Here is a 24,932-nt window from a genome sequence, read left to right as displayed (position 1 = left end):
GCGATCAATCAGCTTCATCGACGAACAGCAGGGACACATCTCTCCCTCCGTCCCCCCAGCAGTCGCCGCTCCCATTCCGGTCCCGGCGGCAAGTCCTCAGGGACCCATTGGAGGCCTAGTCATGCACGACCGCGCACCGCTCACCGAGAACGCCGTCGACTACACCGCTCTGACGAACTTCGCTGCCCTGCGTGGGCAGCTACGTGTCTCTTTCACTCCACGCTGCAATATCGCCTGCTGGTTCTGCCACAACGAGGGGGACGTGCCGCCGCCGCTCACGCGCATCGACCCGTCCGAGCAGCCTCGCCCGCGTGTCCTGGAGCCGGACGACTACATCACGATCATCGGGTCACTGATGGATGCCGGCCTCAAACGGGTGTACTTCACCGGAGGCGAACCGCTGCTTTCACCGCTGGCCCGTCCTGTCCTGGAGCGGCTTCCCGATCCCGGTCCTGACGCCGGGTACACCCTGATCACCAACGGCACCAGAGTCCGTACCCACCAGGCGTGGCTGGCGACAACCCCTCTCGACAAGGTCAAAGTGAGCCTGCACTACTTCTCTGACGCCACGTTGGAGGCGATCGCCGGTACGCCCGTCGGCATCGCCACAGTGCTCGATGGCATTGAGGCCGCCCGGGAGGTTTTCCAGCGTGTCGAGCTGAACACCCTGCTTCAGCGCGAGAACGCGCACGAGATCCCCCGCATCCTCGATTTCGCCCTGGAGCGGCGCCTGCCGGTGCAGTTCATCGAGCTGGTCGCCACCGACTTCAACGAGGCCCGTGCCTCCTCCGCTGTCCCGGCCGACGCGGTTGTGGCCTATCTGCGCACGCTCACCAGCGATGAGCACACCGAGATCACAGGAGTGGGTCAAGGCCGCCGAGTGTTCCGTATCGACGGCATCGAGATCGATGTCATTCACCGCGACCTGGGCCGTCACCACGTCGGCCAGTGCGGCACCTGTCCCCGGCGCGCGGGCTGCGTAGAGGGCTTCTGGGCACTGCGTGTCGACCACGCCGGTGGCGTCCAGCCCTGCCTCCTGCGCGACGACCTGCGCTTGGACATCGCCCCGTTCCTGACCGACCCGCATCATCTCGCAGACCGCGTGGCCGGCCATGTGACCGCCTTCACGGAAGGAACCCTGTGACCCCCCAGCTGCCTCCCGCCTACCAGCCCCTCCACCTGGAGGGCACCGAAGGACCGTTCATCGTCCTTGAGGGCGTCTCCGGTATCGGGAAGTCCACCCTGGCCCGACTGCTCACCAAGCGGCTGGATGCCACCAGCGTGCACACACTCCCCGGCCCCCACGGCGACTGGTCATCTATGGTGAACGCCCGGTTGCGCTCACTGCCGCAGTTCGCGTTCTACCTGTCCGGCGTCCTGCACGGCTCGGACTGCATACGCAACGCACGCACCCTGGGCCCGGTGGTCGCGGACCGGTACGTGTCCTCAGTCATCGCCTGCCACGCAGCCGCGCACGGCGTGGACATCGACACCGTCATGCGGCTGCTGGAGCCCTACCGCTCCTATCTGGTCCAGCCCACCCACACGTTCTACCTGACCGCCTCGGAGAACGCGCTGCGCTCGCGACTGGCGGGCAAACCGGATGTGAAACGTGACGACATGGACCTGCTCGGCATCCAGGGCCGACTTGCAGGCCTGGTGGCGAACTTCGCCGCGGTGGCCGAGCAAGACCCCACCAGCGTGCGCCTCGACACCGACGACAAGACGGCCGAGGACCTCGCCGACTGGATCACCGACCATCTGGAGCAGGACCGTGCTTAACCCCATCGACACCGCCGCCGTCATCCGTGACGGCGGTGCCGTCGGCCGGTACCCCGGCCAGCTCCACGAGTCCGTGGCCTGGTGGCTGGGCGCCTGCCTCGTCGTCACCCAGCAAGCACGGAGCATCGTCGTCGCCCACAACGGGCACCCGGTCATCACCGAGTTCGCCAGCCGCCTGTGCCGCGGAGCCATCAACGCACTGCACTACGCCTGCAACGTGCGCCACATGGGCCACCAGACCGAGGAACGGTTCCTCACAACGCTCCAGCACCTCCAAGGAGCACCAGGAGCGTGGCTATCTGCCGCGGGCGACAACGGCGCCACCACGGTGCAGATCCAGCTCTACAACGCGGAAGGGACCCTGCTGGACGAGACCAATGGCCTCGCCGAGATCCGACGCCTGATCGCAGAAGACCGGGTACCGATCCCGGTCAACGACCAAGCCAAAGGCACCATCGACGTCTGGCCCTCTGCACCAGCCACCGGAAGCCGCTCATGATCAACGCAGCCGAGATCGTTCAGTCCGGAAGCAGCATCCTGTTCATCACCTTCGACTCCCTGCGCTACGACGTCGCGCGCGACGCCCTCGACGCCGGGCGTACGCCCCACCTGGCCAGGGCGCTGCCGGGGAGGGCGTGGGAACGGCGACACACCCAGGGCACTTTCACGCTCCCCGCCCACATGGCGTTCTTCTCCGGCTTCCTGCCCAAGCTGCCCCAGCCCCGACAACCAGTCCGTCTGTGGGAATGCCGCCCGCCGGCCTTCAAGACGGTGCCGCCCCAGACATTCGTGTTCGACGCCCCCAACCTCCTGCACGGCCTGGCCCAGCATGGCTACCGCACGGTATGCATCGGCGGCGTCACCTACTTCTCCCGGGAGACACCACTCGGTTCAGTGCTGCCCGCCCTGTTCCACGAAGACCACTGGAGGCCCGAGTTCTGCTCACCCGAGATCGACTCCACCCGTCACCAGATCGACCAGGCACTGGAACTCGTCGACCAGTACAACGGGCACCAACCGCTGTTCCTGTTCGTCAACATCTCCGCCACCCATGTCCCCCACGGCCACTACCTCGACAGCAGCAACGACACCACGGCTTCCCAGGCCGCGGCCCTCGCCTACGCCGACCCTCACATCGGACGTCTCCTCGCAGCAATGACCAGCAAGGGAAGGTGTCTGGTCATCATGTGCGCCGACCACGGGGACGCCTATGGAGACGACGGTTACCACGGCCGGGGCATCGCCCATCCCGCCGTGCTCAACGTGCCCTATGCGGCCTGGGTGCACTCATGACCGCTACGCTCACGCCGCATGAGGAACGATGCACTGCGTGATGCCTCCGTGGTTGTAGCGCGCGACGAGAACGGCCTGGTCGCCTTGCTGAGTGCCTACTTCGCCAACCACGGAAGCGAATACCTCTTCCTCCCCGGCGGCCGACGCGAACCCGGCGAAGATCCCGAGGAGTGCGCACGCCGCGAACTACAGGAAGAAGCCGGAATCCACGCTGAGCACTGCCACCCCCTCGGCTCCTACGCGATCACCCTCACCTCCACCGCACACGTACACCTCTACGAAGCCTCCGGACTCACCTGCGGCCCCCAGCAACTGACCCCCACCGAAAAGGATTTCAAGCTCTCCTGGTGGCCCATGAACGACGCCCTCAACGCCGCTGCAGAAGGCCGCTTCCTCCTGCCCGCCGGCCCCCTGGCCCTCATGCTCGCCGCCCACCGAGCAAGTCAAGTACAAACCGACTGAACCCGGCCCGGTGTGGCGCTCCGCAAGAGCGCACCTTCGCGCTTGCTCAGCCTCCAGGCCCTCGCCACAGCGGCGATGGCCCAAGTTCGTGACGGAGAGGTTCAGCGACTCGGATCTGTTGCGCCCTCGTGCACCGCGCACCTTGGGTTGTCCCGGCGCGCTTACGACACCCAGGGCCACCGACGTGTCGACGCTGCGATTTATCTCCGCCCCATGCGTAATGAACCGCGTCGGGATCGGCGGAGCCTTATGCGTTGGTTCCAACCGTCGGTTTGGGCTGGTGGTGAGCGTAGTAGCTGGTCTCGTGCTCGTATGGCGGGATGTCTCCGATCGCGGTGTGAAGGCGCTGGTTGTTGAAACAGTCGACCCATTCCGCAGTGCCCAGTTCCACGTCGGCGAGGCCGCGCCAGGGCCGACGGGGCTTGATCTGCGCCGTCTACTGAGATGTCTGCAGCACAGCCAGTGACTCCCGCGCCCGCCTCGTTTTCGGAGGTTATCGCTCGGCAGGGCTGGTCGCTGGCACCGTGCGCATCGGCATCACGGCGAGACCGAGGCAGGTGAAGGAGGAGCACGCTCTGCCCTTTTTCTCCGACGGGAACACTCCTGCGTTTTTCGGTTGGCTTTCCCGCGGCGCAGTATTCGCCCACGGCAGACGAGAAACAGCCCCGACGGACTGGAACCTCCTCTGGGAATATGTCAACGTACAACGTCCCGGAAAATACCAGGTCAGTGGCGGGATCCAGGATTCCAGGCCAGCCTGTACGTCGGCCATAGCGGCGTCTGGCACCTCGCGCTGCTCGGCCTCATCGCAGAGGCCCCTATCCAAGGAGCACCCCTGTCGAATGCCGCTTTCCGACTGGGGCGATTCAACGCCCCTACCAGCTCGGCGCTTGGCGTCCTGAACGTCTGGACTACATCGAGTCGAGAGGGCTGTGTCGCTCCTCCACGTGCTGTGCCTCTGTGTTTGTGTGACCGAGTTGGTCGCCGAGGGCTTGCTGCAATGTACGGGATCGAGTGGTTCTCGCGCGCATCGCGACGCACCTTGAGTCCCGCGCCAAGCACATGATCCGAGCCGTGGCTGCTCCGCGTGTGTGTTGCACGCGATCTGGACCGGCCCGTTGACAACGGAATCGGGTGTTCGGGACGGGCGGCGCGGCCTCTTTCTCCGATCGCGCCGGCTGGTTCCCCTTCGTCTCCTCCGTTGCAATCGTCTGTGAGTTCCCCTGTGGGGGCGCAACATAGACCACGATCGCCGGTTAGCCAAACCGGCGATCGTGACGACCATTGAGGTGTTCTCAACGGCTGTGCTTGGCGGTGGAGCCGTTCGGACACCATGGTCCCTATGTCGGTGCCCAGCAGTCCCCGCAACTGACGGCGTGTACCCATCACCTGTGGCGGAGTGGGTGCAAGTCGCGCGCTGGGGCGGCCGACATATCTGGAATACCCGAGGAAACATCAATGGCCCGTCCACCTGCGCTCAAGCTTGCCGAGGTCCTAGCGGAAATACGAATGAGTCCGTCTGCTTTCTACCGCCTGCGCGCTCGCGGTCAGGCACCCCGAATGATCAAGCTGCCCAACGGTGAACTGCGCTGCCGCCGCGCCGATTTGGATGCGTGGTGGGAAGCGTGTGAAAGGGATACGCCTGGATGGCCATGAGTTATAACGTCCGCTTCTGGGATATACGCGAGCGCCTCGACCGGCGCAAGCCTTTCCAGATTCGGTGGACGGTTAACGGGCGAGAAAAGTCTGAGTCCTTCATCACGTTCGCGCTTGCTGAAAGCCGACGTGCGCAGCTGATGACAGCTGCGCGCGAGGGTGAGCCGTTTGATGAGTACACAGGTCTGCCAGCATCCGAGTTGCGGGTCATCAAGCAGCGCACTACGTGGTACGACCTCGCGCACGAATACATCGAGCAAAGATGGGAGCGCACTCCCGGGAACACGCGCCGCACCCTGGCAGATGCCTTCGCCACGGTCACGCCCGCCCTGGTACGCCCCGGTGCAGCGTATTCCGATCCGCGGGTACTGCGGCGTGCCCTGTACTCGTGGGCATTCAACAAGAAGGCCTGGCAGCGCGAGCCGACTGAGGAATGGATCCACGCGCTGGACTGGATGAAGCGGAACTCGCTGCCGGTCAGCACCCTTGCGGAAGCCGACGTGCTGAGGCGGGCCCTCGATGCGATGTGCCGCAAGCTGGACGGCAAGGCGGCTGCGGCTAAAACAGCCCGTCGCAAGAGGGCTGCGTTCAACGACGCTCTCAACACTGCGGTGGAGAAGGGGTACTTCGCAGAGAACCCCCTCAAGGGGCTCCGGTGGCAAGCTCCAGCAGTCAATGAGGAGGTGGATCCGGCCGCCGTTCCCAATCCGGCCCAGGTGCTTCGGCTGCTCGAAGCCGTTGCTCGCCAGCGGGGGCGGGGTCCTCATCTTGAAGCATTCTTCGGTTGCATGTACTTCGCGGCTATGCGGCCAGCTGAGGTCATCCACCTTCGGATCGATCAATGCCACTTGCCGAAGACGGGATGGGGGATGCTGAACCTCTCGGGCGGGGTTGTCACGTCTGGCAAGGAGTGGACCGACGACGGTGAGGTGCACGAGGTGCACTCGCTCAAGCGTCGCGCGGCAAGCGCGACGCGCCCTGTACCCATCCCACCGCAGTTCGTACGCATGCTGCGGGCCCATGTGAATCGGTTCGACGTGGCACCTGACGGTCGACTTTTCCGGAATCAGGCCGGCAACTACGTGGACGCTGCTGCCTACGGCATCACCTGGTCGCGGGCCCGGGAATACGCCCTAACTCGTACTGAGCGCACTTCTCGCCTGGCCAAGCGGCCATACGATCTCCGGCACGCCGGGATCTCGTTCTGGCTCTACTCCGGAGTGGACCCGGCCGAGTGCGCCCGCCGCGCCGGCCAGAGCATCGAGGTTCTCTTTCGCCACTACGCCAAGTTCCTCGACGGCCTTCGCGAGCAGGCGAACCGTCTCATCGAGCAGTCCATGAATGAGTGGCAGCGCGTCAGTCAAGATGACGTACCCGAGGGATGAACCGGGGGTTTGGTCCGTGACTGGTCCGGAGGTACTGGTCAGGAGGGGTGCAGTCGTGGGAGGAATTGGGAGTTAGCGCGCAAGCCGGGCTCGGTCGGGAGCGGGTTGAACGAAAGGCGCCAGACGGGTGAAAACCCAGGTCAGGCGCCTTTTCGCACGTGTCTAGAAGAAGCCGAGCTTCTTCGGCGAGTACGACACCAGCAGATTCTTCGTCTGCTGGTAGTGGTCCAGCATCATCTTGTGGTTCTCGCGGCCGATGCCCGACTGCTTGTAGCCGCCGAACGCCGCGTGCGCGGGGTAGGCGTGGTAGCAGTTCGTCCAGACGCGGCCCGCCTGGATGGAACGGCCCGCGCGGTAGGCGGTGTTGATGTCCCTCGTCCACACGCCGGCCCCGAGCCCGTACAGCGTGTCGTTTGCGATCTTGACGGCGTCGTCGAAGTCGTCGAAGGACGCGACCGAGACGACCGGGCCGAAGATCTCCTCCTGGAAGATCCGCAGCCGGTTGTTGCCTTCGAAGATCGTCGGCTGGACGTAGTAACCGCCCTTCAACTCCCCGTCGTGCTCGATGCGCTCACCGCCGGTGAGAACCTTGGCCCCCTCCTGACGGCCGATGTCGAGGTAGGAGAGGATCTTCTCCATCTGCTCGTTGGAGGCCTGCGCGCCGATCATCGTCTCGGTGTCGAGCGGGTGCCCCGGCTTGATGAGTTCGGTGCGGACGACCGCCGCCTCCATGAACTCCCCGTACGTTCCGCTCTGGACCAGCGCCCGGGACGGACACGTGCACACCTCGCCCTGGTTGAGCGCGAACATCGTGAAGCCCTCAAGGGCCTTGTCGCGGAAGTCGTCGTCCTTGGACCAGACGTCGTCGAAGAATATGTTCGGCGACTTGCCGCCCAGCTCAAGCGTGACCGGTACAAGGTTCTCCGAGGCGTACTGCATGATCAGCCGCCCCGTGGCCGTCTCGCCGGTGAACGCGACCTTCGCCACCCGCGGACTGGACGCGAGCGGCTTGCCCGCCTCCTCACCGAAACCGTTGATGATGTTCACCACGCCCGGCGGCAGCAGATCCGAGATGAGGCTCATCCAGTAGTGGATGGAGGCCGGGGTCTGCTCGGCGGGCTTGATGACGACCGCGTTGCCCGCCGCGAGGGCAGGAGCGAGCTTCCAGACCGCCATCAGGATCGGGAAGTTCCACGGGATGATCTGCGCGACGACGCCGAGCGGCTCCAGGAAGTGGTACGCCACGGTGTCGTCGTCCACCTGGCTGAGCGAACCCTCCTGTGCGCGGATCGCTCCCGCGAAGTAGCGGAAGTGGTCGATGGCGAGCGGGATGTCGGCGGCCAGGGTCTCGCGCACCGGCTTGCCGTTCTCCCAGCTCTCGGCGACCGCCAGCTTCTCCAGGTTGGCCTCCATCCGGTCGGCGATCTTCAGCAGGATGTCACCGCGCTCTCCCGCTGAGGTGCGCCCCCAGGCAGGCGCGGCCGCGTGCGCCGCGTCGAGTGCGCGCTCCACGTCCTCGGCCGTGCCACGCGCGATCTCCGCGAACGGCTGCCCGTTCACCGGACTCGGGTTCTCGAAGTACTGCCCACGCGCCGGCGGAACGTACTCCCCGCCGATGAAGTGGTCGTAACGCGCCTGGTAGGAGACGATTGCGCCATCGGTGCCCGGCGCCGTGTAACGGGTCATGGGTCTGCCTCCCGGAGAAGCGCTGCCCGCCGTTGGGCAGCTCTCGCCGCCGAGGCTAGGAGCGGCGACGTTGCGAGGACGTTGCGGAGGCTTTCGGATCACTCTGGCGAACCGGTCGCGCCCAAGCCGGGTGTGCCGAGCGCGGTAGCCCGGTTGACAGCTCCGCCGGCAGCCCTGCCGACAGCTCCGCCTCCAACTCGTTCACGCGCGCCCGTACGGCCGCTGTCGGGCGTACGGCGGCCAGCGCCCGCCAGACGTCGAGGTCCTCCTCGCCCCACGGCGCGTGCGCCCAGTCGGCCAACAGGTCGGGATCCCGCCGGGCGATGAGCGCCATGCGCAACCCGTCTGCGAGCCTGCGCCGCAACCGCACCACCGCCGGTGCTTGCGAACCGGGCAGCAACGGCCCCGCGTACGCCGACGCCGCGGCCATCACCGCGCCCGTGCCGAGCCGCCGCTCGACGACCCCGACATCGGACTCGACCAGTGCCGTGAGCCGGTAGGGGCGCGAGGCGAGCAGGCCAGGGCCGAGCAGCCTGCGCAGCCGGGTGAGTTCGGCGCGGAGCGTCACCGGGGTCACCGACTCGTCCTCGTACAGCGCGCACAGCAACTCGTCACCCGTCAGCCCTTCCGGGTGTCGTGCCAGCAACACCAGGATCTCGCTGTGCCGACGACTGAGCCTGACCTTCCGGCCGAGCGCGACCAGTTGGGCCTCGTCGCGGCCCAGCGCGGACAGCTCGACACTGTCGGAGGACGCCCGCGGCGGTGCGAGCAGGGCCAACTGGGACTCCGCGGCCCGCGCCACCGCCTGGACGAAACCGAGACTGTGCGGATGCGCGAGCCCGTCCCCGCCGGTGATGTCGACCGCGCCGAGGAGCCGGCCGGTGCGCGGATCGTGCACCGGCGCCGCCGCGCACGTCCAGGGCTGGACGCGGTGGAAGAAGTGCTCGGCCGCGAACACCTGCACCGGCCGGTCCACCGCGACCGCCGTACCCGGCGCGTTCGTACCGACCGAGGTCTCCGACCAGCGCGCCCCCGGAACGAAGTTCATCCGTCCCGCTTGCCGCCGTGTCGCAGGATGGCCCTCGACCCACAGCAGTCTGCCCTGGGCGTCACATACCGCCAGGAGGTGCTCCCCGTCCGCCGCGAACGTCCCCATGAGTTCCCGGAACAACGGCATCACCCGGGCCAGCGGATGCTCCGCCCGGTAGGCACCGAGATCCCCGTCCATGAGTTCCACGCGCGCGGTGCCGTCCGGTACGACGCCGGCCCGCGCCGAACGCCGCCACGACTCGGCCACTACCGAGCGGACCGGCCGCGGCACCGTGCCCGCCTCGGTGAACGCCTTGTGGGCGCTGCGCAGGATCCGAACCCGCTCGACGGGATCGGCGCCCGGTTCCAGGGCCACCCATGGATCGGTCAACTCGGCCTCCCGGAAGGCTGTGCGGCTACCGGCCATCGTCACGCCCGGTGGAGGCCCGGACAAGCTCTGTGACCACTCCTTCGGCCGGGCTGCCGTCCGCACCGCCGAAGGACCGGCGGCTCAGGCGAAGTTGACGAGTCTGATGAAGCGAGTCCAGTCCCAGTTCGGCCCCGGGTCGGTGTGGTCGGAACCCGGTACCTGGTAGTGGCCGAGGATGTGTGCGCGGTCCTTGGGGATCGCGTATCTGTCGCAAATGGCGGTGGTGAGCTTGGCCGACTCCTCGTACAGGGCGTTGGTGAAGTAGGCGGGCTTGTCCACCCAGCCCTCGTGCTCGATGCCGATGCTGCGGGTGTTGTAGTCCCAGTTCCCCGCCTGCCAGGCGATGTCGCGCTCTCTCACGCACTGCGCGACATGCCCGTCGGCCGATCGCACGAGGTAGTGGGCGGACACCTTCTTCTGCGGGTTTTGGAAGATGGACAGCGTGTCCGAGTAGTTCTCCTGGGTCACGTGGATGATCACGTAGTCGAGCCGATGGCTGGTCGGCCGGTTGGCAGCCGTGTAGTTGGACGTGCTCGCCGGAACCCATTCGGCGGTCGGGTAGTCGACGGCCTCGGCGTGCGCCGTGGCCCGCGCTTCGGGGAGTAACGCGTAGGGGAGGGCTGCCAGGGCGGCGCCCTTCAGGACGCGTCGTCGGCTGGGGGAGGATCGGGTTCGTTCCAAGGGAGATCCGCCTTTCGGTCGTGACGGGCGATGCGGTGCGGCGGCGCAGGGGAGTCGCCGGATCGGCTCGGCACCGTGAGCCGTGACCTCAGCTGCGCCTCGCGTGAATCACGGTACGGTGCTCGCGGGTTGAGCAGAGGAGTCGGACACGAAACGGTGGACAGGCCCCGGCCTGTGGACAACTCGGCCACTCGAAAGGAGGAATCCATGAAGGCTTCGCAGAGAGAATCTCTGAGCGATGACCGGCCGGTGCCGGTGCCGGTGCCGGTGCCGGTGATGGGCCAGCGGTGTTGGGCGGCCACCGGTGACCAGCGGCCGGTGACCAGTAACTGGCTATCGATGGGCGATGGGCGATCGCTGGTGGGCGAAGAACCGCCCCGCACTCCCGCAAAGGCAGCCCACAAGCCCTAAGGCGGCCCGCAAGCCCTAAGGCGGCCCGCAACCCTCTAAGGCCGCCCCGCCACCCCCACCGGATCGTCGAGCACAGCCCGCACCACGGAGTGCGCCGCGCCCAGCAGCGGGCCCTCCGGCCCCAACCGCGACACGGACACGGCACAGGCGGGCCCCGCCGTGCGCCGCGCCAACTCACGTTCCAGCGAGGGCAGCAACCAGGGCGCGAGCCCGGACAGGGCTCCGCCCAGCACGACGGTCTCCGGGTCCAGCAGATTGACCGCTCCGGTCAGGGCGATGCCGAGCGCGGTGCCGGCTCCGCGCAGCGCCCGTCGTACGTCCGCGTCACCCTGGGCCGCGCGCTCGGCGAGCAGTCCCACCCGGTCCGCGCCCGGTTCCAGCCCGGCGGCACGCAGGACAGCCTCCTCGCCGGCGTACTGCTCCAGGCAGCCGCGCCCACCGCACGGGCACGGCGGCCCCTCCGGCCGGACCGGCACATGCCCCAACTCGCCCGCGAAGCCGCGCGTGCCGCGCAACAGCCGACCGTCCACGAGCACGGCCGCACCGATGCCGATCTCCGCCGACACATGCAGGAAGTCGCGCGGGGTTCCCTCACCGAGCCAGAGTTCCGCGAGGCCGCCGAAGTTGGCCTCGTTGTCCACGGTCAGCGGCAACTCGCCCGGCAGCAGCGCACCGAGGTCCGTGTCATGCCATTCGAGGTTGGGGGCGCGAACCACGGTGCGGGCGTCCCGGGCCACCAAGCCGGGCACGGCGACCGCGAGGCCCGCGGGCCACAGCCCCTCCCGTTCCGCCTCGGCGATGACATGACGGACCAGCGAGGTCAGCTCGGCGATCACGGGACCGGGCTCCCGGCCGCGGTTCGTGCCATGACGTACTGCCCGAGCCCGCACGTCGCCGCGCAGGTCGACCGCGCACACCGCGAGATGGTCGACGCCGACCTCCGCGCCGATCCCCGCCGGCCCGTGTCCGCTGACGGCGAGCGCCGACCCGGGCCGCCCCACCCGGCCAGGCCGCTCCGGCCCCAGCTCCTGGAGAAGTCCCGAACGGATCAGCTCGTCCACCAGCGTTGAGACGGCCGCCCGGGTCAGACCGATGCGCGACGCGACGGCGGCGCGTGACAGCGGCCCCTCGGCGTTGACGGTGTGCATGACCCGGGAGAGGTTGCGGCGGCGCATGCCCTGCTGGGTGTCGGGCAGGCGGCGGCCGGAACCGGTCGGATGTGCCTCGTGCAGCGGTGCGGTCATGCCTCCCTCAGTCCTTGTCCGGCCCGTCCGTTCGGGGTGTCCGCGTCAGTTCCCGTTCGAATCGCGTTCCAGCAGCGGGGCCGCGTCGGAGAGTACCCCGGAGATCCTCGCCAGCGTCTCCTCGTCCCGTGCCACGGCATCGAGAACGGGCCCGCGGGCCGTGTCCCAGCGTCGGGCGACCGCGGCCGGGTCCTCGCCGGTCAGCAGGCCCGCGGCCTGCGCGGCGGCGCCCAGCGCGACCAGTTCCCTGGCCTCCGGAACCTGGACGGGCCGTCCCGAAAGGCGACGTACGGTCTGCTGCCAGGCCGCTCCCTGCGCGCCCCCTCCGATGAGCAGCAGCGGAGCGGAGCGGTCGGCGTCCGGGTCGAGCACCAGGTCGAGGGCGCCCAGCAGGGAGTGGACGGCACCGTCGTACGCCGCCTGGAGCAGCTGGCCGCCGGTCGAGTCGTGCCGAAGGCCGTGCAGCAGCCCCGAGGCGTGCGGCAGGTTCGGGGTGCGCTCACCGTCCAGGTAGGGGAGGAGCGTCACGCCCTTGCTGGGCTCGACGGCCTCGCGGTCCAGGCCCAGCAGCGCCGCCACGCGGTCGACGGCGAGCGTGCAGTTCAGCGTGCAGGCCAGCGGCAGCCAGTCGCCACGCGCATCGGCGAAGCCCGCCACGGTGCCGGTCGGGTCGGCGGAGCGACGGGTCGAGACGGCGTACACCGTGCCCGAGGTGCCCAGGCTCAGCACCGGAGTCCCGGGGCGCAGGCCGAGTCCGAGCGCTGCGGCCGCGTTGTCACCCATGCCGGCGGCGACGAGCGTGCCCTTGGAGAAGGGCAGCTCACCGGCGGAATGCACGGTTCCGGCCACCTCGCCGGGCCTGACCACGCGAGGCAGCAGGGCCGGGTCGAGCCCGATGTGCGCGAGCACCTCGTCGTCGTACGCCTCGGTACCCGACGTCCACCAGCCGGTTCCGGAGGCGTCCGAGCGGTCGGTGGTGCCCTGTCCCGTGAGCCGTTCGGTGAGGTAGTCGTGGGGGAGGCGCACGGACGCGGTCGCGCGAACGGCGTCGGGGTCGTTGTCGGCCAGCCACGCCCACTTCGTGACGGTGAAGGAGGTGGCCGGCACGCTGCCGGTGCGCTCGGCCCAGGATTTCGCGCCGCCCAGTTCCTCCACCAGCCGACGGGTCTGCGGCGCCGACCGCACGTCGTTCCAGAGCAGGGCGGGGCGTACGGGTTCGCCCTGGGCGTCGAGCGTCACGAGACCGTGCTGCTGGCCGCCGATCGACACCGCCGCGGCCTCGCGCGCCGCGTCGCCGCACTGGTGCAGCGCCTCGCGGAGCGCGTCCCACCACTGCCTCGGGTCGCTCTCGCGGCCCGCTCCGGAGGTGACGGTGTGCGGCGCCTGGCCGCTCGCCACGACCTGTCCGGTCGACACGTCGACGACCAGGGCCTTGGTGGACTGGGTGGACGAGTCCACCCCGACGACGAGCGGACCCTCGGCTGCTGACATCGGTTCTCCCTCTTCCGCGGCTCCGCGGGATCGGCCTGTTTCCTGGTGCTGCGGACCACTGTGGCCCGGGTCTCGCGACCTGTCCCGGTCTCGGGACACGTTGTCTCTTCCCAGGGATGCCTTCGCATACTAATTTGTTAAGCGCCATGACGAAATAGTCGGAGCAATGCAAGGAGCCGCGACATGAACTACCAGCCCACCCCCGAGGACAGGTTCACCTTCGGCCTGTGGACCGTCGGCTGGCAGGGGAGGGACCCGTTCGGCGACGCCACCCGGCGTGCCCTGGACCCGGTCGAGTCGGTGCAGCGCCTGGCCGAGCTCGGCGCCCACGGAGTCACCTTCCACGACGACGACCTGATCCCCTTCGGGTCCTCGGACAGCGAGCGCGAGTCCCACATCAAGCGGTTCAGGCAGGCCCTCGACGCGACCGGCATGAAGGTGCCGATGGCCACGACGAACCTGTTCACGCACCCCGTCTTCAAGGACGGCGCGTTCACCGCCAACGACCGTGACGTACGTCGCTACGCGCTCCGCAAGACGATCCGCAACGTCGATCTCGCGGCCGAGCTGGGCGCCCGTACGTACGTCGCCTGGGGCGGCCGGGAGGGCGCCGAGTCCGGCGCCGCCAAGGACATCCGCGTCGCCCTGGACCGCATGAAGGAGGCCTTCGACCTCCTCGGCGAGTACGTGACCTCGCAGGGCTACGACCTGAAGTTCGCGATCGAGCCGAAGCCGAACGAGCCGCGCGGCGACATCCTGCTGCCCACCGTCGGACACGCCCTGGCGTTCATCGAGCGGCTCGAACGCCCCGAGCTGTACGGCGTCAACCCCGAGGTGGGCCACGAGCAGATGGCCGGGCTGAACTTCACGCACGGCATCGCGCAGGCGCTGTGGGCGGGCAAGCTGTTCCACATCGACCTCAACGGCCAGTCCGGCATCAAGTACGACCAGGACCTGCGTTTCGGGGCGGGAGATCTGCGTTCCGCGTTCTGGCTGGTCGACCTGCTGGAGAGCGCCGGTTACGAAGGGCCGAGGCACTTCGACTTCAAGCCGCCGAGGACCGAGGATCTCGACGGCGTCTGGGCCTCGGCGGCGGGCTGCATGCGCAACTACCTGATCCTGCGCGACCGTGCGGCGGCCTTCCGTGCCGATTCCGAGGTCCAGGACGCACTGCGGGCCTCGCGCCTGGACGAGCTGGCGCAGCCGACCGCCGCGGACGGCCTCAAGGGGTTGCTCGCGGACCGTGCGTCCTCCGAGGACTTCGACGTGGAAGCGGCCGCCGCGCGCGGGATGGCCTTCGAGCGGCTGGACCAGCTCGCCATGGACCACCTCCTGGGTGCGCGAGGCTGATTCGACCCGGGGAGGGGGTACGGGGCCGGCTCTCGCGAAGTGCGGCGCCCGTACTCCCTCTCGGCCCGCCCGCGTCGATCCTTGCGCCGAATTCACCGGAATCGTGCCGTCCATGGCATGGGTCCGTATCAACTTCGGCGCGGGGGTCGCGTGGTGACCGGTTCGAGGCGACTCTTGACGGTATGGCCATGCCGCCCTTACCGCCTCAGCCTCCTCGGCCGCCAGGAGGACCACCGCCTTCCGGAGGCGGTGGTTTCGGTCCACCGTCCTCGGGAGGCTACGGGCCTCCCCCCGAGGGGTCCGGCGGCTATGGCCCGCCTCCCGGCGGTTTCGGCGGCTACGATCCGCCGACCCAGGGCGGCGGCGGGCCACCCGGGCAGGGCGGAGGAGGCTGGCAGCCTCCATCCTCGCCCGGTCCACCGGGTGGGCCCGGCGGTCATCGGGGAGGGCATCGACGCAACAGGTTGTTCCTCGTGCTCGCCGTCCTCGTGGGCCTCGGGGTCATCGTCGCCGTGGCGCTTGCGGTGACCGGCGGCGACGGAGACCAGGACAACAAGTCACCCACGGAGAGCGGCGGGAGCACGCGTTCACCCTCCCCGTCGTTCAGCATCCCGACCGAGCTGCCCAGCGAACTGCCTTCCGGACTGCCCAGTGAACTGCCGTCGCTGCCCTCGGAGCTGCCGAGCGAGGTGCCGTCCCTGCCCTCGGAGCTGCCGAGCGGCCTGGAATCCCTCTTCCCGACGCTGGCGGACGACGAAGTGCCGTTCTACCTGTTGAGGGCGGGCGATTGTTTCAACACGAACGACAGCCTGCCCGGGCAGGCCGCCAAGCGTTCGTGCGGCACACCGCATGACGCCGAGGTCGTGAAGGTGGCCGAACTCAACGGCAGTTACTCGACCGACGCCGCCCTCAAGAAGGCGGCTTCGGCCCTGTGCGAAGCGCCTCTGGAACGCAAGGCCGCCCAGCAGCCCGCGGGCACCGTGCGCGGCACTCTCGTGCAGTATCCGGACCCCCGGGGCTACGACGTCGGCATAGACAACGTCGCCTGCAGCCTCGCCGCCGACGTCGGCAGCGGCAGTCACAAGCTCACCGCGCCGCTGGCGTGAACGGCCACACGCGCGTGGCCGTTGTTCACGGCTCACGCGCGCGTGCCCCGCAGATACGGCCCACGCGCGCATGCCCTGAGAATGAGCCCCCGGGGGGTGCAATCGGGCCCCCCGGGGGTGTGAGGGTCAGATGCCGTGCGGCAGCCGTACGTACGTGACGGTCGTCTCGATGCCGCTGTCCACCAGGCGGCCCTGGGCGTCGAACGCGCCCGTCCCGTCGGTCATCCCGAAGTCGTTGTCGTTGATGAGCGCGAGAGTCCTGTCGTTCACGAGCGCGACGCCCTCGATCTTGCCGGGTACCCCGTCCACCGTGCCCAGGTCCACGACGAGGCGCTTGCGCAGTACCGGGACTCCGGACGCCGCCGGGTCGTCGAGCTGCTCGAGGGAGGGGGACGTCGTGTCCTTGTCCCACCGGCTGCCGAGGATGTTCGCGCTGCTGGTGAGCTTGACCGTCTGGAGGCGAGCCGCCTTGTCGGTGCGCTCCTCCACGAGCAGCTTGTCTCGGCCGACGGCCACCACGGAGGAGATCTTCAGTTCGGAGGTGTCGTCCTCGCTCGGGTCGACCACGTTCACCGGGTCGAAGCGGTACGCGTACTCGGCGGTCACGGCCCGCTTCTTCGTCGAGAAGCGCAGCAGCCGTGTGGTGAGCGAGGCCTCTCCCGCGTCGCCGTCGGGGAGGGAGAGCGGGCTCTGCACGGCGACCACCAGGTCACCACCGGGGAGGAGGGCGAGTCCTTCGAAGCCGCGGTTGATCTTCCGGTGCAGCAGGACCGAGGGCAGTGCCTCGACCACCGGGTAGTCCGCGCCCTTCAGGTTCAGCCCCTTGGGCACGTAGCGCGTGAGCACCTTCCCGCGCGCGGAGACGTGGAGCAGCGACGGACCGTACTCGTCGACCAGCCAGAACGTGCCGTCAGCGGCGCGCACGATGCCCTCGGTGTCGACCCCGTTCGGGTTGTACGAGAGCGGGGTCTGCGCGTCGTAGGTGTACGGCGCCTCGTCGCGTTCCGCCTGGTTGGAGAGCCCGGTGACGGCCTTTCCGTGCGACGTGGTGATCGGGATCGAGTCGAGCACCTCCACGGTGTCACCGGACACCCGGATTTTCACGATCGCCGGGTCGAAACCGGGCACCGGGAACGTGCGGCGCTTCGTGCCGTCCACCTTGATCTGGCCGTTCGGACCGCGGTCGGTGACGGTCCAGAACTCGCCCTTGCGCCCCGCCGGGTAGATGTCGCTGCCGATCCCGCCGAGGTCCACACCTCGGTCGTCGGCCACGGTGCCGGGCAGCAGCGCGTTGCTGAACGTGCCCAGCGGAATGTCGCCGAGCGTCGCGGTGGCCGTCACCCGCGCCTGCGAGTGGTGACCCTCCGCGCTCGCCGTACCGGTCACCACGAGGGCGGCGACCACGGCGAGTGGCAGGCCCGCGGCGACGGATCGGCGGACGCGGCGCCTACTGACGGCGTGCGGGGACATCTGGCCTCCTGGGGCACAAGTTCGTTGACAGCGGCCAGAGTTCGCCCCGGTGCCTAACGTGGTGTGGCTCCGAGGTGAACGTGGTGCGTCAACCACTCGTCGGGTCGCCGCTCGTGTCCCCCTCAGCCATGGCCAGAGCCGTCGCGGGATCCCCCACCGCCGGCCCCGCCGGGCTCCAACGAACGCCCTCCTTGCGATACGGCCACCACCGGCCGTCGCGCCCCAACCGCAGCTGGGTCGACGCGCCGATCGCGGTCCAGCGGTTGTGTGCGGCACGCAACCGAGGGCGCTCGTCCCCGTCCCAGGCCGACTGAAGCGCCGCACGCGCGCGTGCCAGTGATTCTCCCTCGACCGTCCACTCCTCTTCGAGGACGGTCAGCGCGGCCACACCTCCGTACCGCCAGGCCCGGACGGCGAGTTCCAGCTCTTCCCGCCCGCGCCCCGAACCCTCGGCGAGCCGCCGCGTCATCGCCTCCTCCGGCCGACCCGCCGCCATCCGGACCGCATCCTGTACGAGCGTCAGTTCCTCCTCGACCGCCTGCTGCCCGTGTCCGGCACCGAGCGCCTCGGCGAGCAGCCGGTAGGCCTCGCTCGCGGTCACAGCCGCCACGTACTCCAGGGCGGCGGGGTCGACGCCGGATGCCGGAGCGGTCTCCATGTCCAGGGAGGGCGGCTGCCCCGGCCCCGCGGGCAGCGCGGGGAGGGCCGGCAACGCCGGAAGGATGTCCCCAGCCGCGTAGGCCTCGGAGGCGTCCACGCCCGCCGGACCGGGGTTCGGCGCCGCCGCCTCACGCGTGGGTGCGCTGCTACGCGCCTGAAGCTCGTCCAGGAGTGTGCGTTCGTCCCGCCCCCGCATCAGCAGCAGTACGAACGCGTCCTGGTCCAGCAGCCATGCCACCTGGTAGCAGAGCGCGGCCGTGTGCCCGCAGTGGTCCCAGGCGCCGCAGTCGCACTCCGCCTCCAGATCGCCGAGTCCCGGCAGGAGTTCGACTCCGGCGGCTGCCGCGTCCTCGACCAGGTGTGGCGGCATGTCGCGGTCGAGGAGTGCGGCGACGTGCCCGGCGCGTTCGACCGCCATGTCCAGGAAGCGGTCCCACTGACTCTCGGACAGCTCCTGGAGCAGTACGTCCGCCCGGTGCGTGCTGCCATCGCTGTCCCGCACGACGGCCGTGATCCGCCCCGGACGCACCGAGACGGCGCCCACCGCTCCCGCGCGGGCGAGTCTGCGGCCCGACTTGATCTGCTCCGAGTCCAACGCGGCGTCCTCCAGGGCCCGCAGCCAGGCCCGGCCCCACCAGGTCTGGGCGAAACTCCGTCCCGGCGCGGGCGGCTGGGCGGCGAACGTGCGCTCCTTGTCGTGCTCCGTCATCGTGCGCTCCCTCGCAGCTCCACCAGGTCGGCCAGTTCGGCGTCGGTCAGTTCCGTGAGCGCCGCCTCACCCGCGCCGAGCACCGCGTCCGCCAGCCGCTGCTTGCGCCGCAGCATGTCGGCGATCCGGTCCTCGATGGTCCCCTCCGTGATGAACCGGTGCACCTGCACGGGCCGGCTCTGGCCGATGCGGTACGCGCGGTCCGTGGCCTGTGCCTCGACGGCGGGGTTCCACCAGCGGTCGTAGTGCACGACATGCTCGGCACGCGTCAGGTTCAGCCCCGTGCCGGCCGCTTTCAACGACAGCAGGAAGACGGGGACCGCACCTTCCTGGAAGCGGTCCACCATCGCCTCGCGCTCGCCGATGGGCGTCCCTCCGTGCAGGAACTGCGTCGGCACGCCGCGCGCCGCGAGGTGACTCTCCATGAGGCGCGCCATCCGCACGTACTGCGTGAAGACCAGAACGCTCGCTCCCTCGGAAAGGATGGTGTCGAGCAGTTCGTCCAGCAACTCCAACTTCCCGGACCTGCCCGGGATCTTCGGCCGCTCCTCCTTGAGGAACTGCGCCGGGTGGTTGCAGATCTGCTTCAGCCCGGTCAGCAGCTTCACGATGAGGCCGCGCCGCGCCATGCTGTCCGCCCCCGAGATCTCGGCGAGGGTCTCGCGCACCACGGCTTCGTACAGACCCGCCTGTTCCCTGGTGAGCGACACCGCGCGGTCGGTCTCGGTCTTCGGCGGCAGTTCGGGCGCGATACCCGGGTCCGACTTGCGGCGGCGCAGCAGGAACGGCCGTACGAGCTTGGCGAGCCTCTCCGCGGCCGCGGGGTCCTGACCGGCCTCGACGGCCGCCGCGTACCGCGTGCGGAACGTGCCGAGCCTGCCGAGCAGTCCGGGAGTCGTCCAGTCGAGGATCGCCCACAGTTCCGACAGGTTGTTCTCCACCGGGGTGCCGGTGAGCGCCACGCGCGCGCGTGCGCCGATCGTGCGCAGAGCCCGTGCCGTCGCCGAGTAGGGGTTCTTGATGTGCTGCGCCTCGTCCGCGACGACCATGCCCCAGCTCACCTCGGCGAGTCGCGGCGCGTCCAGCCGCATCGTGCCGTACGTCGTGAGCACGAACTCCCCGTCGGCCAGGCTCTCCAGACTGCGCCGGGAGCCGTGGAAGCGCCGCACGGGGACGCCGGGGGCGAACTTCTCGATCTCGCGCTGCCAGTTGCCCATCAGGGAGGCCGGACAGACAACGAGCGAGGGGCCCGCGGCCGACTCGTCAGTCTGCCGGTGGAGATGCAGTGCGATCAGGGTGATCGTCTTGCCCAGACCCATGTCGTCGGCGAGGCAGCCGCCCAGTCCCAGAGAGGTCATCCGGGCGAGCCAGCTGAGCCCGCGCAACTGGTAGTCCCGCAGCGTCGCGGCGAGCGGAGCGGGCTGCCCGACCGGCTCCTGCGCCTCGGGGTCCGCCAGTCGCTCTCGCAGCGTCGCCAGCCACCCCGTGGGCCGCACATCGACCCGGAGGCCGTCGACCTCTGTGGAGCCCGTCAGAGCGGCACTCAGCGCGTCGATCGGCGTGACCTTGCGATCCTGCTGCGCCTGCGCGCGGCGTACCTCTCGCGGATCGACCAGCACCCACTGGTCGCGCAGCCGCACCACGGGCCGGTTCGCTTCGGCGAGCCGGTCCAGTTCCCGCCGGGTGAGCTGTTGGTCGCCCAGCGCGAACCGCCAGTTGAAGGCGAGGAGCGCGTCAGCGGACAGGAAGGAGGGCGCGTCCGACGACGCCTTGGCCGGGCCTCCCTCGTCGTCCGGCGGACCGATTACCGCGCGCGCGGACAGTTTCCGCGCCAGTTCCTTCGGCCAGTGCACGTCGATGCCGGCGACCGCCAGCGCGCGGGCGCCCTCGCCGAGGAGCTCGGTGACATCCTCGTCGGCGAGTTCGACGGCGTCCGGTACGGATGCCGACAGCAGCGGAGTCAGCGGGGCCCAGGCCCGGACGGCACGGCGCAGTACCAGCAGGACGTCCATCCGCGCGCGGGGGCCGAACGGCGAGGTTCCGGCCCAGACCGTGGAGGCGTCCGCGACGAGGCTCGGATCGCTCTCACTGTGCACCTGGAGCACCACGTGGAACGGCAGTCGTGTCTCCTCCGACACCGCCGACGCGAGCCCCGGTACCTCGACGCGCAACGAGATCCGTACGTCCGCGTCGTGCGTCGCGGCGACGTCCGCGGCCCAGGGGCGCTGCTCGGGGACGTGCTGCGGCTCCCGCGCCGCGAAGGCCGGGCCGCCCGCCGCGAGCGCCGCCGCCGGTGAGCGGGGCAGCGCGTCGGCGACCGCGTCGAGGAACGCCCGCAGCAGGCGCTCCGGGTCGGGCAGCCGCAGCGGTCCGTCGCCTTCCAGCGGCACCGCGTGTGCGTGGGGCGGCATCGAGGCGGCCAGCTCACGGATCCGTTCCCGGTCCTCGGGCCGTAGCGGGCCCGCGCGCCAGGTGTCGTGATCGTCGTCGGTCAGTCCGGGCAGCAGCAGCCCTCGCGCGGCGAACTGGAGGGCGAGCACCGCGGCCGCGCCCCAGAACGACGTCGACCGGTGTGCCTGCGCGGCGGCACGCGCGCGCGTGAGGACCGGCAGAGCGGCTCGCACGGGGAGGGAGACGGCGGGGACGGTGACGAGGCCGACACCCCCTTCCTCGTCCGAGGGCAGGACGACGGCCAGATCCTCGGGGGAGCCGGACGCCACCACGGGAGGGGCGTCGCCGTCCGGGTGCCAGAAGGCGACCCTGCCGCTGCCTGGCGGTCCGGCGGATACGAACACGGCACTGCATCGGGCCAGTTCAGCGATCTCGGCGGGAGTTGCCGCAGGAATCCTCTGCACAGCGATGACGCATTCCTCAAACTTGACTACTGGGGGGCGGGTCGCCGAGGGTACAGCACTCCGGGCGGTGGGCGAGAACGGCGGAACACGGTTCGCGGCTCCCGATGCGCGCGTACTGCCGAGAGTTGGGTATCCCCTACGCGAACAGCGGGCCCGCCGACCACCGCGGACGGGTTCTGTGCCACGGGCGTGAGGGCAGGGGCCTCTCAGGGTTGGCTAGGGGTCGGGCCTCAGGGTCCTATCAGGGTCTCGGTTCGGAACCGTGGGAGGCGCGGGCCCGTTCTCAGGACAGAGTGCGGCAGCAGCCGCGGAGGAGGCGACACATGTCGAAGAAAGCGAAGATCGCCGCAGGGGGTGTGGCGGTCGGGCTGATCCTGCTGATCTGGCTGCCCTGGTGGGCCGCCTTCCTGATCGTGCTGGGAGTCCCGGCCGCCGCGTACCTGGCGCTGGACCCCTCGCAGCGGCGCAGGCTGCGCCGTGTCACACGTAAGGAGATCGGCCGCTGACGGGCCATTGACGGGGTGTCCCACCGTTACGTCCCTACGTCCTCGTTCAGCGCGCCGGAGTCGGCCGCATCGTCGCTCGCGGGCCTCGTCGCAACGTCATGGCGGAGTCCGGGAGCGGGGTTGCGTGCCGGGCTGCCGATGCCGGGCACGCGCAGGCTCCCCGGGGCTAGCCGCGCTCCCGTCCCATGGTGGGCTGCGTCGCTGTCCCGTGGTGAGTCGTGCCCTCGTTCCACGGCGAGCCGCACGGCTGTCCCGTGTGGAGCCGCGGGGTGGTCCGGTGCGCGCGGCGGACCGGAAGCAAGGCGCGTCGGTTCATGATGTGCGAGTCACGGGATATCGCGTGGCGCGACCGCTCAACTGGGGCGTACCGCGATCTTGTCGAGGGCTTCCAGAAGGCCGGGGAGTTCCGGACCACGGCCGACGGGCAGGACTTCTCCGGGCTCCTCGTCGAGAAGGACGAAGGCGATGTCGTCGGTCCTGGCGACCAGGGACCAGCCGGGACCGTCGGCGCGTAGGGTCCGTGCGTCGTTCGTGGCGAATGACGAGCGGACGCGGCCGAGCGGAGGTGGCGCGTTCACGTAGGAGCGTGCCTCCGCCATCACCCGTCGGATGCCGGTGAGTTCCTCGGCGTCGGCACCGGTGTCGGCGTTCTCGGTCGTGTGCACTTCCGTCCGGTCCGCCTCGGTCCGCGCCACCTTCGTCCCCGCCTCGGCCGGGGCCGCGTCGGTCGAGGTCGCGTCGGTTCGGTCCGCCTCGTTCCCCTGCGCGGGATCCCGAGAGGCCTCCGCGTCCGTGGGTGCCTCGCCGTCGGGCATCACGAAGTCCGAGTCGTCGATCTGTTCCCGCCAGGTCGCCCACTGAAGGGCGATCTCGTCGGCGCCGAGGCGCCGCTGAGCCGGACCCCAGACGGTGGTGTCCGGCGGGCACAGCGGTGGCCGATCAGTGAGCTCGGGCCCGGGGTCGTGCGGGGCCGGCACCCCCGGGGCCGCGACGGCCACGGCAAGCGGCCAGCCGGGCAGCGCGGAAACGACCGTGCGCTCGTCCGGCGACAGCTCGTGCTCCATGCCGCAGTCCCAGGAAGCGATGGCGACGGCGACCAGCGAGACGTCGTCGATGACGACCGTCCACCGTGCGCCTTCGCCGTCCTGGCCGATCACGAGGCCGTATCCGTCGGCCAGGGGCGCCAGGTCGAGCTCCGCGCAGGCCGCCGGATAGTCGTCCCCCAGCACGCTGGGGAACTTCGCCGGTGTCAGCAGCACTGCCGTCAGCACGAACAGCGCGTCGTCGTCCCCGGCGGCGATGGAGTCATCGTCCGTCCCGGCCATCCCAGCCTCCCCATCGCTTCGTCCGTCGGCGCACCCTAATGCGACGGTGAGCCGCTTGTCACGACTCCCCATCGCACCCGGGCGCGCGCGGAGCTGCGGCTATCCGGCCGGACAGGGGCGAAATGGCTGCCCCGGGCACACGTTCGTCACATGGCGGGCAGCCCGAGCAGGGTTCGTGCCACCGCCTGCGGGGACTCGTCACGCTCCCGCGCCAGGGCGATGACGGCCCGGCAGGCCAGTTCGGTCACGCCGAACGACAGCGCCTCCGGTGACACCCAGGTCGCGGCCTCGTCGATCTGGTCCTGGTCGTCCTCCGCGCACGCCGACACGTACGCCGCGGCCGCCTCGAACAGGTTGTGTCTCGGCTTTTCCGGCCGTCGGGTCGAGGGCTGTCCCTCGGTGGACCGTCCGGACGTCTTCGGCGCCCATATTCTGCGGAGTCTGCCGAACATACTGGACATGCGGTCGCCTTCCCCCATGCGACGTCCGAGCAGGCCGTCGCTCACCGGTCAACCAATGCTACTCAACGTAGAGTTGGAGCCTTGCGGCAAAAGGGGGTCAGCTCGGTGAAAAGGGGCTCCTGGACGGCTGTCGCGCCCCCGGGCCGGGCAGGCACGGAGGCTGCCGGGGGCAGGGTGGGTGTCGTCCCCGGCGCCGGGCGCACCATCGGGTTCGACAGCCCCGACGCTTTGGTGGCTGGGAGATCGCCCGGCGGGCCTAAGTGCCGTCAGCCGCGGTGTAAGGCCAGTGCGAGGAAGCGGGCGTCCTCGTCCACGTAGGACGTCATGTCCCAGCCGGAGCCGGCCAGCAGTGGGCGCAGGTTGGCCTCGTCGCGCTGGTCGTCCGGGGTGATCCGCCGGCCCTGGCGGGCCGCAAGCGCCGCCCGGCCGATCGGGTGGAAGAGCGCCAGGGTGCCGCCGGGCCGGACGACCCGTGCCAACTCCCGCAGGTTCTCGGCGGGGTTCGACAGATGGGCGATGAGTCCCGCCGCGAACACGGCGTCCAGCGAATCCGTACGCAGGGGCAACCGGGCGACATCGGCCAGTAGCAGTTGCCCCTCGCGGTCCCGGCCGGCCTCCGTGGCGGCCTTCAGCATGGCCGGGGTCAGATCGGCCCCGAGGACCACTCCGGACGGGCCCACGGCCGCTCGCAGCGGCGGCAGAGCCCGTCCGGTGCCACAGCCCGCGTCCAGCACACGGCCGCCCTCGCGGAGCCCCAACTCGGCTACCGCCGCCGCGTACGCGGGTGCGTCGTCGGGAAACCGGGAGTCCCAGTCGGCCGCGCGTGCGCCGAAGAACTTCTGGACGTGTGTGTGGTCGTCGCTCATGTTCCGCATGATCCCTCACCGACACGAAGTACGACCCGGCGCACACGTTCGAGCGGTCCGCGATCGTTCAGTTG

The 24,932-nt window shown here is 69.7% G+C and carries 22 protein-coding genes; 10 read left to right on the top strand and 12 right to left on the bottom strand.

Annotation, left to right across the window (positions count from 1 at the left end; translation table 11 throughout):
* Positions 1-121: 121 nt before the first annotated feature.
* From ACIP79_RS02175 to ACIP79_RS02155, 5 genes are read left to right on the top strand one after another with little or no spacing between them, the layout of a single operon-like run.
* Complete coding sequence (locus tag ACIP79_RS02175; RefSeq protein ID WP_401218067.1) at positions 122-1,144, top strand: radical SAM protein; 1,023 nt, start codon at positions 122-124, stop codon at positions 1,142-1,144.
* Positions 1,141-1,782, top strand: a complete 642-nt coding sequence (locus ACIP79_RS02170) for a dTMP kinase (RefSeq protein ID WP_401218065.1) — start codon at positions 1,141-1,143, stop codon at positions 1,780-1,782. The genes ACIP79_RS02175 and ACIP79_RS02170 overlap by 4 nt, the downstream gene beginning before the upstream one ends.
* The gene (locus tag ACIP79_RS02165; protein ID WP_401218062.1) at positions 1,775-2,281 is read left to right on the top strand and encodes a hypothetical protein; all 507 of its coding nucleotides are present in this window, start codon (positions 1,775-1,777) and stop codon (positions 2,279-2,281) included. Before ACIP79_RS02170 ends, ACIP79_RS02165 begins: the two co-directional genes overlap by 8 nt.
* On the top strand, positions 2,278-3,075 hold the full coding sequence (locus ACIP79_RS02160; RefSeq protein ID WP_401218059.1) for an STM4013/SEN3800 family hydrolase: 798 nt from the start codon (positions 2,278-2,280) through the stop codon (positions 3,073-3,075). Before ACIP79_RS02165 ends, ACIP79_RS02160 begins: the two co-directional genes overlap by 4 nt.
* Positions 3,076-3,093: 18 nt before the next feature.
* Positions 3,094-3,537 (top strand): NUDIX hydrolase, encoded by a 444-nt coding sequence (locus ACIP79_RS02155; protein ID WP_401218057.1) that lies wholly within the window; start codon positions 3,094-3,096, stop codon positions 3,535-3,537.
* A 247-nt stretch (positions 3,538-3,784) separates the two neighbouring features.
* Here the strand turns inward: ACIP79_RS02155 and ACIP79_RS02150 are convergent, their stop codons facing one another.
* The gene (locus ACIP79_RS02150; protein WP_401219193.1) at positions 3,785-3,964 is read right to left on the bottom strand and encodes an integrase core domain-containing protein; all 180 of its coding nucleotides are present in this window, start codon (positions 3,962-3,964) and stop codon (positions 3,785-3,787) included.
* Positions 3,965-4,995: 1,031 nt separating this feature from the next.
* On the opposite strand from ACIP79_RS02150, the gene ACIP79_RS02145 reads away from it, so the two are divergent.
* Together ACIP79_RS02145 and ACIP79_RS02140 are read left to right on the top strand one after the other, a co-directional pair.
* Positions 4,996-5,193 (top strand): helix-turn-helix transcriptional regulator, encoded by a 198-nt coding sequence (locus tag ACIP79_RS02145; protein WP_401218054.1) that lies wholly within the window; start codon positions 4,996-4,998, stop codon positions 5,191-5,193.
* A complete protein-coding gene (locus ACIP79_RS02140) occupies positions 5,184-6,578 on the top strand; it encodes a tyrosine-type recombinase/integrase (RefSeq protein WP_401218051.1) in 1,395 nt (464 codons plus the stop codon). Before ACIP79_RS02145 ends, ACIP79_RS02140 begins: the two co-directional genes overlap by 10 nt.
* Before the next feature lie 162 nt (positions 6,579-6,740).
* Here ACIP79_RS02140 and adh read toward each other — a convergent pair whose 3' ends face one another.
* The 5 genes from adh to xylB form a co-directional block, all read right to left on the bottom strand.
* Positions 6,741-8,264 carry an aldehyde dehydrogenase gene (gene adh, locus ACIP79_RS02135; protein WP_387177600.1) on the bottom strand — a complete coding sequence of 508 codons (1,524 nt, stop codon included), beginning with the start codon at positions 8,262-8,264 and terminating at the stop codon, positions 6,741-6,743.
* A gap of 55 nt (positions 8,265-8,319) precedes the next feature.
* Entirely contained in the window at positions 8,320-9,684 is a 1,365-nt protein-coding gene (locus ACIP79_RS02130; RefSeq protein WP_401219190.1) for a GAF domain-containing protein, read from the bottom strand.
* Positions 9,685-9,804: 120 nt separating this feature from the next.
* Positions 9,805-10,404 (bottom strand): N-acetylmuramoyl-L-alanine amidase, encoded by a 600-nt coding sequence (locus tag ACIP79_RS02125; RefSeq protein WP_401218047.1) that lies wholly within the window; start codon positions 10,402-10,404, stop codon positions 9,805-9,807.
* A 446-nt stretch (positions 10,405-10,850) separates the two neighbouring features.
* Positions 10,851-12,059 (bottom strand): ROK family protein, encoded by a 1,209-nt coding sequence (locus tag ACIP79_RS02120; RefSeq protein WP_401218044.1) that lies wholly within the window; start codon positions 12,057-12,059, stop codon positions 10,851-10,853.
* A gap of 45 nt (positions 12,060-12,104) precedes the next feature.
* Positions 12,105-13,550, bottom strand: coding sequence for a xylulokinase (gene xylB / locus ACIP79_RS02115; RefSeq protein ID WP_401218042.1), 1,446 nt, complete (start codon positions 13,548-13,550; stop codon positions 12,105-12,107).
* 183 nt (positions 13,551-13,733) lie between these two features.
* On the opposite strand from xylB, the gene xylA reads away from it, so the two are divergent.
* Positions 13,734-14,900, top strand: coding sequence for a xylose isomerase (gene xylA / locus ACIP79_RS02110; RefSeq protein WP_401218039.1), 1,167 nt, complete (start codon positions 13,734-13,736; stop codon positions 14,898-14,900).
* Between the two features lie 473 nt (positions 14,901-15,373).
* Positions 15,374-16,006: a hypothetical protein gene (locus tag ACIP79_RS02105; RefSeq protein WP_401218036.1), complete on the top strand. Its 633-nt coding sequence runs from the start codon at positions 15,374-15,376 to the stop codon at positions 16,004-16,006.
* 126 nt (positions 16,007-16,132) lie between these two features.
* On the opposite strand, the gene ACIP79_RS02100 is transcribed toward ACIP79_RS02105, so the two are convergent.
* From ACIP79_RS02100 to ACIP79_RS02090, 3 genes are all read right to left on the bottom strand, one after another.
* Positions 16,133-17,476, bottom strand: coding sequence for an esterase-like activity of phytase family protein (locus tag ACIP79_RS02100; RefSeq protein ID WP_401218033.1), 1,344 nt, complete (start codon positions 17,474-17,476; stop codon positions 16,133-16,135).
* A gap of 88 nt (positions 17,477-17,564) precedes the next feature.
* Entirely contained in the window at positions 17,565-18,845 is a 1,281-nt protein-coding gene (locus tag ACIP79_RS02095) for an SWF or SNF family helicase (RefSeq protein WP_401218030.1), read from the bottom strand.
* Positions 18,842-21,700, bottom strand: coding sequence for a DEAD/DEAH box helicase (locus ACIP79_RS02090; protein WP_401218028.1), 2,859 nt, complete (start codon positions 21,698-21,700; stop codon positions 18,842-18,844). The genes ACIP79_RS02095 and ACIP79_RS02090 overlap by 4 nt, the downstream gene beginning before the upstream one ends.
* Before the next feature lie 323 nt (positions 21,701-22,023).
* Between ACIP79_RS02090 and ACIP79_RS02085 the strand changes: the two genes are divergently transcribed.
* Entirely contained in the window at positions 22,024-22,206 is a 183-nt protein-coding gene (locus tag ACIP79_RS02085) for a hypothetical protein (RefSeq protein ID WP_365440234.1), read from the top strand.
* A gap of 353 nt (positions 22,207-22,559) precedes the next feature.
* On the opposite strand, the gene ACIP79_RS02080 is transcribed toward ACIP79_RS02085, so the two are convergent.
* From ACIP79_RS02080 to ACIP79_RS02070, 3 genes are all read right to left on the bottom strand, one after another.
* Positions 22,560-23,531, bottom strand: coding sequence for a hypothetical protein (locus ACIP79_RS02080; RefSeq protein WP_401218026.1), 972 nt, complete (start codon positions 23,529-23,531; stop codon positions 22,560-22,562).
* 146 nt (positions 23,532-23,677) lie between these two features.
* A complete protein-coding gene (locus ACIP79_RS02075; RefSeq protein WP_401218023.1) occupies positions 23,678-23,992 on the bottom strand; it encodes a hypothetical protein in 315 nt (104 codons plus the stop codon).
* A 266-nt stretch (positions 23,993-24,258) separates the two neighbouring features.
* Entirely contained in the window at positions 24,259-24,858 is a 600-nt protein-coding gene (locus ACIP79_RS02070) for a class I SAM-dependent methyltransferase (RefSeq protein WP_401218020.1), read from the bottom strand.
* Positions 24,859-24,932: the final 74 nt, after the last annotated feature.

The organism is Streptomyces sp. NPDC088747 (genome assembly GCF_044751025.1).
Lineage (GTDB): Bacteria > Actinomycetota > Actinomycetes > Streptomycetales > Streptomycetaceae > Streptomyces.
This window is presented reverse-complemented; position numbering and strand designations above follow the sequence as displayed.